9 protein-coding genes and 4 pseudogenes are annotated in these 15,303 nt (G+C 68.4%); 5 read left to right on the top strand and 8 right to left on the bottom strand.

Translation table 11 applies throughout. The features are described from left to right. Positions 1 to 32 precede the first annotated feature (32 nt). On the bottom strand, positions 33 to 4,292 hold the full coding sequence (locus AB0I77_RS49660; protein ID WP_363289597.1) for a LamG-like jellyroll fold domain-containing protein: 4,260 nt from the start codon (positions 4,290 to 4,292) through the stop codon (positions 33 to 35). Between the two features lie 747 nt (positions 4,293 to 5,039). Between AB0I77_RS49660 and AB0I77_RS49655 the strand changes: the two are divergent. Then, positions 5,040 to 5,129, top strand: a pseudogene (locus AB0I77_RS49655) (hypothetical protein); the annotation flags it as partial. A 315-nt stretch (positions 5,130 to 5,444) separates the two neighbouring features. Here the strand turns inward: AB0I77_RS49655 and AB0I77_RS49650 are convergent. Both AB0I77_RS49650 and AB0I77_RS49645 read right to left on the bottom strand, forming a co-directional pair. After that, on the bottom strand, positions 5,445 to 5,645 hold the full coding sequence (locus AB0I77_RS49650) for a DUF397 domain-containing protein (RefSeq protein ID WP_363289596.1): 201 nt from the start codon (positions 5,643 to 5,645) through the stop codon (positions 5,445 to 5,447). Positions 5,646 to 5,648: 3 nt separating this feature from the next. Beyond that, positions 5,649 to 6,536: a helix-turn-helix transcriptional regulator gene (locus AB0I77_RS49645; protein WP_363289595.1), complete on the bottom strand. Its 888-nt coding sequence runs from the start codon at positions 6,534 to 6,536 to the stop codon at positions 5,649 to 5,651. A 172-nt stretch (positions 6,537 to 6,708) separates the two neighbouring features. Between AB0I77_RS49645 and AB0I77_RS49640 the strand changes: the two genes are divergently transcribed. Next, positions 6,709 to 7,194 (top strand): ATP-binding protein, encoded by a 486-nt coding sequence (locus tag AB0I77_RS49640; protein WP_363289594.1) that lies wholly within the window; start codon positions 6,709 to 6,711, stop codon positions 7,192 to 7,194. A gap of 173 nt (positions 7,195 to 7,367) precedes the next feature. On the opposite strand, the gene AB0I77_RS49635 is transcribed toward AB0I77_RS49640, so the two are convergent. Together AB0I77_RS49635 and AB0I77_RS49630 are read right to left on the bottom strand one after the other, a co-directional pair. Further along, positions 7,368 to 9,704, bottom strand: a complete 2,337-nt coding sequence (locus AB0I77_RS49635; RefSeq protein ID WP_363289593.1) for a glycosyltransferase — start codon at positions 9,702 to 9,704, stop codon at positions 7,368 to 7,370. Beyond that, entirely contained in the window at positions 9,701 to 11,170 is a 1,470-nt protein-coding gene (locus tag AB0I77_RS49630) for a glycosyltransferase family 29 protein (RefSeq protein WP_363289592.1), read from the bottom strand. The genes AB0I77_RS49635 and AB0I77_RS49630 overlap by 4 nt, the downstream gene beginning before the upstream one ends. A 251-nt stretch (positions 11,171 to 11,421) precedes the next feature. On the opposite strand from AB0I77_RS49630, the gene AB0I77_RS49625 reads away from it, so the two are divergent. Then, positions 11,422 to 12,546, top strand: coding sequence for an acyltransferase (locus AB0I77_RS49625; protein ID WP_363289619.1), 1,125 nt, complete (start codon positions 11,422 to 11,424; stop codon positions 12,544 to 12,546). Positions 12,547 to 12,629: 83 nt separating this feature from the next. Further along, positions 12,630 to 13,544, top strand: a complete 915-nt coding sequence (locus AB0I77_RS49620) for a class I SAM-dependent methyltransferase (protein WP_363289591.1) — start codon at positions 12,630 to 12,632, stop codon at positions 13,542 to 13,544. Between the two features lie 46 nt (positions 13,545 to 13,590). On the opposite strand, the pseudogene AB0I77_RS49615 reads toward AB0I77_RS49620, so the two are convergent. Then, positions 13,591 to 13,761: pseudogene (locus tag AB0I77_RS49615) on the bottom strand (TetR/AcrR family transcriptional regulator C-terminal domain-containing protein); the annotation flags it as partial. Here AB0I77_RS49615 and AB0I77_RS49610 point away from each other — a divergent pair. After that, a pseudogene (locus AB0I77_RS49610) lies at positions 13,735 to 14,363 on the top strand (FAD-dependent monooxygenase); the annotation flags it as partial. The pseudogenes AB0I77_RS49615 and AB0I77_RS49610 overlap by 27 nt on opposite strands. Before the next feature lie 31 nt (positions 14,364 to 14,394). Here AB0I77_RS49610 and AB0I77_RS49605 read toward each other — a convergent pair. Then, positions 14,395 to 14,664: pseudogene (locus AB0I77_RS49605) on the bottom strand (Uma2 family endonuclease); the annotation flags it as partial. A 129-nt stretch (positions 14,665 to 14,793) separates the two neighbouring features. Further along, the coding region (locus AB0I77_RS49600) for a methylmalonyl-CoA mutase family protein (protein WP_363289590.1) at positions 14,794 to 15,303 on the bottom strand (510 nt) is incomplete at its 5' end.

Genomic DNA, 15,303 nt, shown 5'->3' with positions numbered 1-15,303 from the left:
GGTGCTGCCGCCGTGCCCTCTTGCCGCCGTCATCAGCCCGCGGACCCGCTGCCGGGCACCGTGGTCGGCAAGTCGGCAGTGCCGAGCGCCAGTTGCTGGACCTGCTCCTGGTCGAGCGCCCCCTGGAACGCCCACACGTCGTCGATGGCACCGGACCAGTAATCGCCTGGCACGCCCTCGGTCTTCGCCCGCCCGATCTGGAGGCTCTTGGTGGCGTTGAAGCCCAGCGTGTTGTCGGCCCAGGAGACGTGGTCGGTGCAGGAGGGGTCGTCCTGGGTGCCGTCGGCGTCGCTGTCGCCGCAGACGAACGCTTCCGGCTGGCCGTTGACATAGAGCGTCATCTGGTCGGCGAACGCGTCGTAGACCAGTGCAAGGTGGTTCCAGCCGTTCGCGCTGTACTCGTCGAACAGCGTGCTGCCCGCGGTCTTCTCGCCCACCTCGGTGTCGTTGTCGCTGGTGTCGGTGTCGTCCACGTCCGTCATGCTGATTCGCCACCGCCCGGTGACAATCGGTGTCGACGGGTCACCGTCGTCCGGCCCTGGTTCGTACCCGACCGTGAACGCGCTGTTCACGGCGCCCTGTTGGCTGAGGATGGTGCCCGGCTCTTGCGGGCGCCCGGACGGTGACTGGGCCCAGGCGGTGACCGTGAAGCTCTGGCTGGTGTCCACCGGCACCGACCCGGTCGCCGCGTAGTCGTTGACGCCGTCCAGGACCAGGGCGCCGGAGTCGACCCACCCGCTGCCTGTCGTGACCCCGTTGTAGAGGGTCACCGGGCGGCTGCCGCCGGAGGCGTCCGGCGAGGTGGCGGGCGCGCCTTGGGCGGAGTCCAGCTTCCAGCGTCCCTTGACCACCGGGTGCTGCTTGAACAGGTTCTTCACCTCGTCGCCCGAGATCACCCGGTCGTACAGGCGTACGTCGTCCATGTCGCCCTTGAGGAAGTTCGCCAGGGTCCCGGTGCCGTCGCCCGCTGCGCCGAGCGTCACCTTGCCGGTTGCCACCCAGGGGGTGGTGAACGCCGCGGTGTCCTTCAGAACGCCGTTGACGTAGAGCCTGATCTGGTCGGTGTCGTAGTCGTAGACACCGACCACGTGGTTCCACTCGCCGAGCCCCGCAGCGGCGCAGTTCTCGTTTGCGGGACAGGCGTTCTGTGTTGCGCGCACGATGGTCGCGTTGGCGGTGTTGGACGTCTCACGGGCGAACACCCAGCCACCCAGATTCGATGAGTGGTAGAGCTCGAGGCCGGGAGCGCTGGAACCGGTCTGCCGGATCGCTGTCATCGGCCGCATTGCCTTGTCCTTGGGCAGCCGCGCCCACAGCGATACGGAGAAGCTCTGGGATGTGTCCAGCACGGGTCGGCTCGTCTGGGCGTAGTCGTCCGTGCCGTCCAGGGTGAGCGCCGTGCCCCCGGCCCCTGCTCTGCCCAGGACGGGGTCGCCGTTCAGGGTGGCCGCCAGTTTCTGGCCTCGACCGATCACCGCGAGCGGCGCCGGGTCGGGCTCCTCGTCCAGTGGGAAGACCAGTTTCGCGGGCCTGGCATTGTCCACAGGCTGCTTGCCGGAGAGGGTCTGGACCTGAGCGCCCGTCAGTTGGTAGTCGAAGAACTGTGCTTCGTCGAGGTTCCCCTTGAAGAAACCGCCCGTCACGCCTCCCTTGCGGGTGGCGCCGAGCAGGGTCTGGCCACGGGCATCCCACGGTCCGCTGAACGGCGCGGTGCCGACAAGCTCGCCGTTGACGTACAGCTTGACCACGGACTCGAGTCCGTTGAAGGCGCCCACCAGGTGGGTCCACGTGTTGGTTCGGGATCGCACGCATGCCGTGTCGCTGCTCGGGCAAGCCGGCTGCATGGCGCGGGACCCCGTCGATCCGTCGGTGTCCGCGGCATGGCGCACGAACACCCAGCCCGCGCGGGACGGCGAGTAGTACAGCTCGAAGGCACTACGTGCGCTGCCGACCTGGGAGACGGCCACCGCGCCCTCCGGGGCGCTGGCCGGGATGTCGCCCACCTTCGCCCACACCGACACGGTGAAGTTTTTCGCCGTGTTGAGCACTGGTGAGACGGTCGCCGCGTGGCCCTGGACGCCGTCGAGGTGCAGTCCCGTGCCCAGGACGCCCTCGCCGCCCACGGTGGCACCCCCTGCCGAGAGCGTGGCTGGCCAGGGACTGCCCTGGCCATTCACCGTGCTCGCGCCGGCCGCCTCGTCCAGGTCCCAGGTGGCCAGATCGGGCTGCCCGGCGCGTACCCGGAAGTAGTACACGCCGATGCTGCTGCCGTTGCCAGCGGTGTCGAAGGCCTGCGCGGTGATGAAATTGACGCCGGACTTGGTCGGCATGAACTTCATCGTCTTCGCCCCGCCGCCCGAGGTGGTCAGCGTGTGGGCACTGCTGGGCTGCGCGTTGACCCCGAACCAGTACTTCGTGACATCGGTGGCCGTGGTATCGATGGTGAAGGTGCCGTAGCGTCCCGCCCCGTCCAACCAGGGATCGTCCGGGTTCTCCGCGTCCGACTCGGGATACTGCGCCGAGGTGATCCTCGGCTCCGCCGGCACGAAGGTGTCGTAGACCGTCGCACAGTCCGTCGCCGAACCCGTGTACGACCACGGGGACCACTGCGCACCGTCGTAGGAGCGCGCATGCCAGCCGATCAACTTGTTCTTGGGGATGCTGGACGGCAGCGTGATCGAGAAGTCGGAACCCGACTTCTTGTATGTCGACCGTGACGACGTCCAGCGCGCCGCGAAGCCCTTGCTGTCCCCGGTGTCCCACGAGGCTTGGAACTGCACCGCCACGCTGTCCCCGTCGGGGTCGGTCACGTTGTTGGCCCGCAGCGTCGGCAGCATCCGCACCCGTTTGGCGGTGGACGAGCATGTGCCACCCGGCTTCTGGGTGAGCTGGGACATCTTGATCTGTCCCGGCGGCCGGTTGTACTGCACCCGCAGCCACGCGTCGTCGGCGAACCGCTTCCAGGCATACGGGTCGGTCTCGCTCTTGGCCCGCAGCCCGAACGTGGTCGTCGCCCAGCCATTGGCCGCCGCCTGCTGCACCGCTCGCAATGCCCAGAACTCCACATTGCCACCAGGGCAGTCGCCACTCCAGCCGTTTGCCTCGCTGCGCGTCTGGAGGAGGTCGGCCCAGAAGGCGTCGTTGTCCTGGGAGTTCCACGTGGTTGAGGAGGAGATGCCCTTCGTCCGGTACAGCTGCACGTCTTTCTTGTCGCAGCTGTAGGAGTGGGTCTCCTTCACCACGAACTCCGCCGACAGGATCGTCTTGCCCGCGAACCTTGACGTCGGCACAGCGTAGAACAGCCGCTTGACGTCCTGCGGCGCACACCGCGCGTCACCGGCGCAGTAGCCCATGCCCGCGTCGGGGTTGCCGTTGAAACGCCACTGCGGGGAGGACGCCCAGTACTTCGAGACCATGGTCCAGTTGCCGGCCTTCGGCGAGTACCACTGCGGGTCGATGTAGACCGGGTACGTGGCGTCCTTCAGCAGCTTCTGGTCTGGGGTGAGCACCAGTTCGTCACCGCCCGTGGAGACCTCGACCTCAACCGGGGCGACCTGGGCGGACTCGCCCGGGCCCGGTACCCCGCCGTCGTCCACGGCTGCCGCGTCGGTGGTGCGGAGCGAGGCCGTCTTGGCAGTGGTCGTGACGGTGTCCTTGCTGGAGTCCCACATGAGTGGCTGCGGCGCCTCGAACACCGTGCCCCCGGCACCGGAGTCGGTGGCAGCCAGGCCGCCGCCCACGGTCTCGCCCACGGTCATGCCGTCGGCGTCCATCGCCAGCCGCAGCTCGGCCAGCTTCGGATTGGCCGCCGCCTCGACCGACTTGACCACCAGCACCTGCGAGATGCCGTCGATGTCGGCGCGCACTTGGAGGTCCACATCCTGCAGGACCGACGGATACGTGGCCGTCGCGCCGTCGAGCACCGGCTCTGGGAGCTTGCCCGGCCACGACAGCGAGAGTTCGCGCCCCGCCTGCTCCAACCGGATCAGCGGCTGGTCCCCGCCGCCCGAGAAGGCGATCCCGGTCGCCGCCACCTTCGGCGCCACCGATCCGTCCGACCGCGTCTCCAGAGTGGTGTCAATGTTCTTCCATGCGCCACCGACGCGCGTCCGCACCGGACGCAGATGCTCGATCGCCTCCAGCGTGCCGTCCGGCTTCGCGAACACCTCGGCCGTCTCGCTCCGCAAAGCAGCGACCTCGACCTGCTTGCCGGTGCGCCGGGCCTCGGCCAAGGCCGCGCTCTCCGTGCCCTTCCCGACGTTGGTATCGGCGGCCGTGGACGTTGATTTCACTGCGGCGACATTGGCTGCTGCCGGAGGTGGCGAAGTGAGCAGTCCGGCGACCAGCAGAGCGCCGAGCAGTCCCCCGATGCCACGCAACGACGGACGTCTGGACAGACGTCTCCCCTTCACGTTCCCACCCCCGTCTTCTCACGTGTCCCTCACGACACAGCAGGGGAATCTAGGTGAGGCCAATGCAGCCGTCCAGATCACGCAAACCGGGCAAACGATCGCCGACACCCCAAGTACTTGCAAAGCCCGGGCAGTGATTAGCGTCACAAATGAAAACTTGACGCAGTGCAGACAAACTTGCGGCATCTACTGAGTCAAGTCGCCAACGCATCGACGCTTCCACCAAAGCCTCTAGCGGAATCGCTGGAGCCCCTAACTCGGCATCGGACGCCAGGAGTCGGTGGGCCAAAAGGAGGCGGATCGTGCACACGAAGGACCCGGTGCGGTCCAGGGACAGCGCTCGCCATACGCCCACCGCCCCTCAGTCCGATCACAGTCCGTTGGCTTCAGCGGAACTGCCGTCGCGTCGCCGAGTCGGTCCTCGGAGACCGTCCAGACCGCCGCCCCCAGGGCCGCGTACGCCGACATGGCGCACCAACCGGCCATCGAGGCCAAGGAGAAGGCGAAGAACAACGCGGGGTGCACGAGCCACCTGCCAGCAGGGATACGTTCCCTGCGATCAGCCGGGCTTCGTCCGCTGGCGCGTTGGACAAATCACGCCAATAAGAAGCTCGGCAACTTCATGAGGTGCGCGAACTGGGCGGCGAAACGCTATGGGACGCCGACTACCACAGCCGCCGGCTGTACACCTCCCTCGCCCAGGGCGCGGCCGAGTTCCTAGATCTGCCGTCCGGGCTTACCCCCAGCTCGCAAGGTGGCTGTGACGTGGAGCCAGCGCTTCCAGAACTTCGTCGAGGGCCTGCACAACACGTACTCCTCGAACAGGAACAAGGTTCTGCACGCGCTTGCACAGGGCCTGCTGGTCGCCACGATTTAGCCGAACCGCGACCCAACGGAGAGCAGGTCCGGCGGAATTCGCTCCCGCAGGGGCGTCCACCTGCAAGCCGTCATCGATCCCGGACTGCGAGGCTTCCCATGCGACAGATGGCTGTGGCGCCAGTGAATTCCGGCGTTGTCCTAGAGAGGATCCCCTCAAGGGCGCGCATCACATATCCGGCAGGTGCTCAGTGACGCCGTGAAGCTGGTCCATGCCTTCGAGGTCAGGCGGAGTATCGGACCGTTCGGGGTCTTTGAGTCGCGGACGGCTATGGCGTGGGAGACATTGCGGGCGACTTCGACGCATTCGCCCCCGGTGTTGCTGTAGGTGGACTTGACGAAGTCGAACTCGGGCATGGGTCACAACTCCTGGCGGATGGTGTCGATCAGCAGGGCCGAGTCGCGCTGGGCAAGGCTCAGTCGGGCCGTACGGTCGAAGAACGCGCTGTACGCCGCGCTTTCGGCCTCGTTCTCCACCCACACTGTAGACACGATGGTGTCGGCATGGACCACGTCCACAGCCTCGGCCTCTGCGAACGAGATGACGGTGAACGGGCCTGTGATGCAAGGGTGTCCACCCGCGCGAAACGGCAGCACTTGCAGACGGACGTTGGGCAGCTTGGCCACGTCCAGCAGGTGTTCCAACTGGGTGCGCATGATGTCGGGACCGCCGATCAACTGTCGTAGCGCCGCCTCCCAGACGATGGCGTACACCTGAAGCGGCCGGTCTTCATAGAGGCGTGCCTGGCGGCGCGTGCGGATCTCCACCAGACGTTCGATCTCGTCTGGGTCCTCCCACACTCCGGCGCCTTCACTGACTGCCAGCGAACGGGCGTACTCGGCGGTCTGGAACAGCCCGGGAACCAATGAGAGCTGCCAGGCACGGACGCGGCTCGCGGCATCTTCCAGGGCGATGTACTCGGAGAGCGTGCCCGGGTGGGGAGAGTGCTGCCACCAACCCTTCGCCTTACGGCGTTCACGGTCCAGCCGAGCCAAGTCCAGAAGCCGGGCCAGGGCTTTGGGGTCGTCCAATCCGTAGAACTCGCACAGCACCCGGATGTCCGGGTCCCGCATCGGCACCCATCCCCGCTCCATCTTCACGATCTTGGTACCGGTCGCGTTGATGGACTCTGCGGCTTGCTGCTGGGTCTTCCCCGCCGCGTCACGCAGGCGCAGCAGTTCCCCACCGAGCCGCCGTCCCAGGACAGTTGACGCCCGGTTGCCTACGGGCTGGGTTGATCGCTTCACGGTCACAGTGTGTCGCGTGAGCGTCACCAGGTCGACCAGTTCACCAATTCGGGGAAGAACTTCCCCGATTCGATTGCCTCCGAAGTGAGCGTCCCGCTACTTTCAGTGCTCATCCGCTCACGTCAGGGAGTCGCTCTGATCTTCCTGACCGCACAAGGAGGTGCGCGTGTTCATGCCCGACCCCCAACCCCCCACCACCCCCGAGACCAACCCCGACCCCGACCCCCTCCTCCACGAAGACCACCTCGACTACACCCCCGTATCCCGCAGCGTCCCCCTCGCCCGCCACCGCACCGCACGCCTGGTCACCGAGTGGGGGCACCCCGCCCTCGCCGGAGACGTCGCACTCGTCGTCTCTGAACTAATGACCAACGCCCTGCTGCACGGCAGCCTCCGGGACCGGCTCATCCGGCTTCGCATCACCGTCACCGCGACTGACCTCCGCGTAGAGGTCAGTGACCCGCGCACCGAGCGGCAGCCGTGTCCGCGTGAAGCGACGGGTGAGGATCAGTTCGGGCGTGGGCTCGCGCTCGTCGGAGCGCTGGCCGACGAATGGGGTGTGCATCCGCGGCTCGGGGTCGGCAAGACGGTCTGGGCTCGGTGGGGACTCGGCCTCGCCCTCTGCGGTGCGGATGCGCCGACGAGTACCGGCCGCTGACGGGCCAGCGGCCGGTACACACGGCGGCGAGGACGTAGTACAGGTCGCCGGTAAGTCAGCGGGGGGGCTACGGTGTGCAACCACGACCGCCCCGGCGAGGCCCTCCCTCCAGAGAGGCAGGGCCGACCAGGGCAGCCGCCAGGCACCACGCGTCAGGCGTCGGTAGCCACACGTCACCCGCCCAGAATCACCCGCAGGTCCGCCGCGTTCGCCTCAGTCGTCTTCCACAGCTCCTGCTGCCGCCCATGCACGTCCGCGACCGTCGCCGCGTGATCGGCAAGCAGGTCCCCGGCACGCTCCACCAGCCGGGCGGCAAGGTGCCGGTCGTGGACCGACACGCCCCACTCCGGGCGCTCGATGTCCCGCAGGAAGTACGCCATCTTCGGGTGGGAGATCAGGCTGATGATGGGTGTGCCGACGCCGAACGGAATCATGCCCGCGTGGCCGCGCATGCCGATGACCAGCTTGGTACGGGCGTAGAGGTCGCGGATCTCGTCGTTGTCGAAGTCGTACATCGGGATGACGGGCATCGAGATGCCGTGCTCGCGGCGCAGGTCGAAGACGATCTTCTCGTCGTCGAGCGAGTGCGCCACGCACCGCACTTCGGCGAGCTTGCCCAAGTCCCGTACCGCCTGCGCCATTTGGGACAGGAAGTAGCCGTAGTCGTGGCCGAAGCGCAGGCCCGCGCGGTCGTAGGCGGCGTTGATGAGGATGGTGTCGTCCCGCTCGGCCGGGTCCTGCCAGCCCGTCACCAGTTGCCGCATGACCGTCGTCGGACACGGCTGGAAGCGCACCTTGTCGTGCAGGTGAGAGGGCAGCATGGCGCGCACCTTCTCGATCGAGCCGTGGTTGCGCAGGCCGAAGAAGGAGGACTTCTCGACCAGCAGGCGCAGGGATTCGCGGAACCGGCCCGCGCGGTACGACTGGCCGTCGAAGGCGTTGAAGCCCACGGCGAACACCGCGATCGGGACGTCGATGCCGTTCAGGAGGTCGTCCGGGACGTTCCACTGCCAGGCGCTGTTGCCGTTGGGCATGGTGTCCGGGATGAACAGGCCGCCGCCGCCGATGACCAGACCGCGCCGGCGGTTGACCCGTTGCAGGGCCGACTCGTCGAAGAGGCGGTGGGCGTGCACCTGGTGCCAGCGCCGGGAGGTGACGTCCGGACCGAAGGCGAGCCGGACGCTCTCCGGCAGCAGCTTGTCGCCCGCGTTGCCCTGGCGGTCCATGTAGAAGGCGACATGGGCGAGTTGGTCGTCGGCGCTGCCCTGCTCCTGGGCCGGTACGGCGGACGCGCGCTGCGCCCACAGGCGGCTGGAGCGGTGGGTGATGTCGACGGACATGCCGGACGTGGCGTACTTCAGGGCCCCGCTGTTGTCGCCGTGCACCCAGGCCATCTGGGCGAGGCGGGCATAGGCGGTGGCGGCCCGGTTGGGGGCGGCCGTGGCCAGCAACAGCTGCGTCCTGGCCTCGTCGTAGCGGGAGACGCTCATCAGGGCGTGGCCGAACACCTCGTGCGGCCAGGCCTCGTCGAGCGGAATGCGCACGCTGCTCATGACGTCCACGGCGTCCTGGTAGTCGCCGGCCGAGATGTGCGCGGCGGCCACCTTGCGGGCCACCTCGACATCACCGGTGCGGGCGACGTGCGGGGTACCGAAGTGGACCAGCAGGTCGTGGTGGAGGCCGCCCGGCCTCGACAGGTACTCGGCGTGGAAGTCGGCGTCGGACAGGTCGAACTCGCGCCAGCGGTCCTCGGCCTGGCTGTAGCCGGCCTCGCCGCCCTGCCAGGGCTTGTGGCGGCCGGTGAAGTGCAGGATCGCGGTGTCCTCGGGGACGGGCAGGTCGCCGGAGAGCCGCCGCTTGACGAAGTTGTAGCGCGGGTCGAGGCGGACGAAGTCGCCGTCCAGGACGGCGTTGAGGATGCCCTGGTCGTGCTTGTCGAGCTCGTAGTCACCGCTGCGGCCGGTGGCGTCGAGCTTGGCGCAGAACTCGTCGCTCAGGTACTCGCGCTGGATGACCAGCAGGCCCGAGTTGAGCTTGTGCTGGCCGTAGAAGAACTGCGACACGGCCGCCAGTCCCTCGCGCAGCTTGAGCAGTTCGCCCAGGTCGCCGAGGACGACCATGTCGGTGTCCAGGGTGATGACGGTGTCGTACTCGCGCAGCCGGAAGACGTCGAGGATGAAGTACGCCTTGCGGACCAGGTAGTTGTCCTGGTCGCCCTTCTTGTACGAGTCGTAGTGCTCGGTGTCGACGCGGCGCAGCACGATGCGCGGGTGCAGGTCGCGGATCTTCGCGATCGAGCCGGGGCGCAGGTCGTCGTAGAGGACGACGAAGTCCTCGCACACGCTCGGGTTGGACAGCGCGAGGCTGCGCAGCAGCACGAGGAAGCCGGGCAGGTAGTTCTCGTCGACGTAGCTCGCGAAGGCGATGCGCCGCTTGCCGGTGAGGTCGTGCGCGGTCAGCGGGGCCGCGGCCAGGGGGGTGACGGCCGGGCTGGGGGAGGTCGTGGTCATCGCAGGGATATCCTCATGTCGGTCACGCTCTGGGCCCGCTGCATGACCCATTCCTTCTCGCTGGTGTATTCGTGGACGGACGTAATCGCGAGCTTCATCGCCTCCTGGACGCGGTAGGCGCCGCTCTCGTAGAAGTCGAAGCCGATCAGGTCCAGAGTCGGGCTGACGTCCAGGAAGTCCAGCAGGTACAGCATGTTGAACCCGGTGGTCGGGATGCCCGACCAGACGTCGGCGCCGAGCCGGCCGATGTTGCGCACGGGCCAGCGCAGCGACTCGTCGCCGAGGTAGGTCTGGGCACCGGGCACCAGACGGTTGCGCAGCGAGTACTTCCAGTCGCCGGAGATCCCGCCGAAGACGAGCCGGGTGGTGACGTGCTTCTCCCAGTTGAAGCCGTGCTTGTGGATGGTGGCGTGGATGTCGGTCCGGCTGCCGGTGTGCTTCGGGTCGATCCGGTACGAGTTGAAGCGCACCACCAGGTCGTACGCGTCGATCTCGGCGCCCATCGAACTGGCGCCCACCCGGCCGGAGTTGGCGATCAGGCAGATCGACTTGCCGGCGATCCGGTTACGGAACTCGCCGAGGGTGATCCACTGCACGCCGCCGATGGTGGGTTCGGTGACGGGGCCGCGCATCCGGTTGCGGCGCTGCTCGGCGTAGAGCTCGATGGCCTCGGCGAGCGCGGGCAGGTCGGCGCCCGGGACGGCGGTGCGCAGGTCGAGGTACTGGCTGAGCAGTTCCTGCCGGTCGTTGACCGGGGCGTCGTCGGCGGCCAGCGCGAGGAGCGCTCCCACGAGCCGGGGCTCGGCCTGGGCCCAGTCGCCGACGGCGTGCGCGGCCAGGCCCTCGGCCCACACGTCGGTGGCGGGGCCGCGGGCGAAGTCCCGGGCGCGCGGGCACTGCCGCTCGAGCAGGGCGAACAGCTCCCGCTCCTTCTCCCCCGCGACGCGCATACCGGCGGTGCGGGCGCGGACGCCGAAGCCGTCGTCGTCGGTGAGGGCGAGGTAGCGCTCGTACGCCTCCAGGGCCTCGCTCTCCTCGCCGAGGGTCTCCAGGAGACGGGCGCGCAGCCGCCAGCCGGCGCGGGAGTTCTTGCGCTGGGCGAGGACGGTGTCGCTGATCACCAGGGCGAGGTTCAGCTCGTCGTTGTAGCCGCACTGGAGCGCCTTGTTGGCGACGGCGAGCAGGGCGTCGAGCAGGTCCCCGGGGATGCCCGCCGAGGGGGTCGCGGCGGCCCCCTTGACGGCCCGCTTGAGCAGGGCGGTGGCGCCGGAAGGGGCGGGTGTCGCGGGTGCGGCGGCCGAGGCCGTGCCCCACACGACGAGCAGTTTGCGCAGCTCCTCGGCGAGTTCGACGCGGCGGCGGTCGATACTGCCGACGAGCTTCCCGCTGTGCACGGCGCAGGCGCGCAGGCAGTCGTCCAGCTCCCCTCCGCGCGCACGTGCACGTCTCTTCTGGACCGTCGTCATGGCACTCCTGGTGTGTTTTCTTACCGAGCTAAAACTAAGTTCATGGGTTTACCCGCTACGAGGGGGGATTCTGGGCGAATTTAGGAAGGCAAAACGACATTCAGGTGAACTCACCGGGACCAGACGGCTAATCGTTGGACTGTCAACCAAGACAACACTGTGATTCGGACTAATGTGCTGAGACGCACCCCCAGGAGCACCCACAGGAGCACCCCGCCGCGGGCATCGTCGAGGAGATTTTCGTGACCAGCATGACCGTCCGCCCGGCGGCGAAGGCGCCCGCGCCCGCACCCAGCCGGCCGGAACAGGCGGCCCCCAGGCGGGAGTCCCGGCTGCGTGCCCTGGACGGGCTGCGGCTGATCGCCGCGCTGATGGTGGCGGCGTACCACTACGGCGGCCGGGGCGGCGACGTCACCCGGGCCTGGGGGAGCTCGGCCGCCGACCAGTTCCCCACGCTGCACAACTACTTCGCGTACGGCCCCCTCGGCGTCCAGATCTTCTTCGTGATCAGCGGTTTCGTGATCAGCATGAGCGGCTGGGGTCGGACCCTCCAGTCGTTCTTCGCCTCGCGCGCCTCGCGGCTGATGCCCGCCTACTGGGCGGCGGTCGTGCTCGTGACGGCGGTGTTCGCGCTGCCGATGGTCTTCTACAAGGCGGTGTCGCCGAGCGACGCGCTGGTGAACCTGACGCTGCTTCAGGAGCCGCTGGGCGCGGACCGGGTGCTGGGCGTCGACTGGACGCTGTGGGTGGAGATCCGCTTCTACGCGCTGTTCGCGCTGTGCGTCGTGCTGCCCGGGGCGAGCCGGCGGCGCGTGGTCCTCTTCTGCGCGGGCTGGACGCTGGCGGCGGCGATCGCGCAGGCCGCGCACCAGCCGCTGCTCGACCTCGTGCTGATGCCCGAGTACGCCCCGTTCTTCATCGGCGGCGTCGGCCTCTACCTCGTCCACCGCGATCGCAAGGACGTCTACGCGTGGGCGATCGTGGTGATGAGCTTCCTGATCGGGCAGCGCTACTCCGTACAGAGCCTGTACAACGCGTCCGACCCGAACGCCTTCGCCCACCGCACCTCGCTCGGCATCGTCCTCGTCGTCGCCTTCGGCTTCGTGGCGGTCGCGGCGATCGCGCTGGGCTGGCTGAAGTGGGCCAACTGGCGCTGGCTGACGGTGGCCGGGGCACTGACGTACCCCTTCTACCTGGTCCACGAGCACCTCGGCTGGGTGGTGATCCGCACCCTGCACATCAAGCTCGGCCTGCCGTCGGCGGCGACCTTCGCCCTGACGGTCGCGTCGATGCTGGTCCTCGCCTGGCTGCTGAACCGCTTCGTCGAGAAGCCGCTGACGCCGAGGCTGCGGGCGGCGCTGGCCAAGATGCGCTGAACCCTGGTCCGGATGGCGGAGCTGTTCACCGGACGTTCAGCGCGGGGTCAGTTTGTCCCGCGCCCAGTGAGCAGGATCGCTTCATGGCCAACGCACAGCAGTCCACCACCGCACCCCCCGGCGAGCTCAAGGACGTCCCCGGCTGGTTCCCGCCACTCGACCAGGTCCTGTTCACCTGGTTCCTCGACCGGCAGGAGACCGGCGGACTCAAGGGCGACCTGCTGGAACTCGGCGCCTACATGGGCAAGAGCGCGATCCTCACCGGGCACCACCTCAGGGACGGCGAACGGTTCACGGTCTGTGACCTGTTCGGCGGCGAGGCACCGGACGGGGCCAACAAGGCCGAGACCAAGAAGTCGTACTCCTCGCTCACCCGGCAGGCCTTCGAGCGGAACTACCTCTCCTTCCACGACACCCTGCCGAGGGTGCTCGAGGCCCCCACCTCCGTGATCTCCGAGGAGGTGGACGCGGGCAGCTGCCGCTTCGTCCACATCGACGCCTCGCACCTGTACGAGCACGTGTACGGCGACATCGGCGCCGCCCACGACATCCTGCTGCCCGAGGGCATCGTGGTCCTCGACGACTTCCGCTCGGAGCACACCCCCGGGGTCTCCGTCGCCGTATGGGAGGCCGTCCTCAACCGCGGCCTGCGCCCGATCTGCCTCAGCACACAGAAGCTGTACGGCACCTGGGGCGACCTCGAGCCGGTGCAGAAGGAGCTGCTGGCCATGCTCAGGGAGCGCACCGACGTCGGTCTGAGCGTGCAGGAGGCCGCGGGGCACCGGCTGGTCCGGGCCCGGTCGAAGGGGATGCAGCCGCCGCCCTTCCCGTACTCCCGGCACTATGTGGAGCCCGCACCGGAGCCGGTGCGGCCCGCCCCGGCAGCGGCGACGGCGGCCCGGAAACCCCGCCGTCCGCTCAGCCGCCGTATCGCCGTGGATCTACTGCCGCCGATCGTCACGCGGACGGTGCGGCGGGTACGGACGAGCAGGGCGTAGAGGCCGTATCTCATACGGCCTTCAGGTCTCGTGTCTGATACGGCCCTCAGGTGATCCCGTACCGCGCCTCGATCCCCGAGATCAGCAGCGCCAGCCCCTCCTCGAAGTGCCGTTCGTAGTCCTGGAAGATCTCCGCGCCCGCCTGGGCCGACAGCGGGAAGTCGGCCATCAGGCGGGCGCGTTCCTCGATGTCGTAGCCTTCGCGGCGCACCTCGCCCCCGAGGACGTGACCATGGTGCGCTGGGCGTCGGACTTCCGCCCCCGGGCGGCCTTGGCGGACCGCTTCCGCTCCGGCCGGGTCTTCCTCGCGGGGGACGCGGCCCACGTGCACTCACCGGCCGGGGGCCAAGGCCTGAACACCAGCGTGCAGGACGCATACAACCTGGGCTGGAAGCTGGGGGCGGTGCTGCGGGACGGGGCGGGGGCGGGGCTATTGGACTCGTACGAGGAGGAGCGGCGCCCGATCGCCGCGGACGTGCTCGGCCTGTCGACGAGCGTGCACCGCGGAACTGCATACGGCTCTTCGACGCGTTCCGGGGGCCGCACTGGACGCTGGTGGCGGTGGGGGTGGGGGCGCCCGGGGTGCCGGAGGCGGTGCGGGTCGTCCGGGGAGAGGTCCAACAGGCGTACGGAAACGGCCTGTTCCTGGTACGGCCGGACGGCTATGTCGGATGGGCGGGGGATGGCGCGGGGGCCGGGCTCGCGGGGTATCTGGCCTGCTTCGGCATCCGTTGGTCGTCGCCGTCGAGGAGGGTGTCGACGGAGAGTTCGAGGGTGATGCCGACGGACTCGGGGACGAGACGCTCTGGCCTCGCTTGAAGCGCTGGGGGTCGGGGTATTTGCCGTCGGCCGGGTTCTCATAGACGAGGACCTCGTCGTGTTTGCGGTCGACGATGAGGTAGACGGGGATGCGAGCCTGGGCGTAACACTCGACTTTCAGGCCGAGGTCGTCGGACCAGTTGCAGGCGGTCACCTCCAGCACCAGGCGGAAGGCGTGAGGTGCATAGCGGTTGTGCTGAACGTGCGTGTCCAGGAAGTCCGCTCGGACGATCGACCAGGTCGGGGACCGCGAAGTCGTCGGCCCAAGGCGTCGCGGTGAGCCTGCCGAAGAGAACTTCACCGCGATATCCCTCCAGTTCCCGAGTGAGCCAGGTCTCTGCCTCCAGGACGGTCGTCCGCCGCGAAAGAGCCACCTCGACAACTCCCCTCCGAATACGTGAACTTACCGAGCGTATCCGGAATGGGTTACTCAGAACGCATCGCTAGGCACGTAAGTCCCCCAAACCCCCCGCAGCGCGTTGCACACCTCCCCCACGGTCGCCCGGGCCCGCAGCGCGTCCTTCATCGGGTACAGGACGTTGTCCTCGCCCTCAGCGGCCTTCTTCAGGGCGGCCAGGGCCGAGTCCACCGCCGGCTGGTCCCGCTCGGCACGCAGCTTGGCCAGGCGTTCCGCCTGCTGGGCCTCGATGGCCGGGTCGACGCGGAGCGGCTCGTAGGGCTCTTCCTCGTCCAGCTGGTAGCGGTTGACGCCGACGACCACTCGCTCGCCGGAGTCCGTCTCCAGGGCGATCCGGTACGCGCTGCGCTCGATCTCGCCCTTCTGGAATCCGTGCTCGATCGCGTTGACCGCGCCGCCGAGTTCCTCGACCTTGGCCATCAGCTCGACGGCCGCCGCCTCCACGTCGTCGGTCATCTTCTCGATCACGTACGACCCGGCGAAGGGGTCCACCGTCGCCGTCACATCCGTCTCGTACGCCAG

It is taken from the genome of Streptomyces sp. NPDC050619, assembly GCF_040654815.1.
GTDB lineage: Bacteria > Actinomycetota > Actinomycetes > Streptomycetales > Streptomycetaceae > Streptomyces.
The sequence above is the reverse complement of the archived record's forward strand: the minus strand, read 5'-3'. Positions and strand labels throughout refer to the sequence as shown.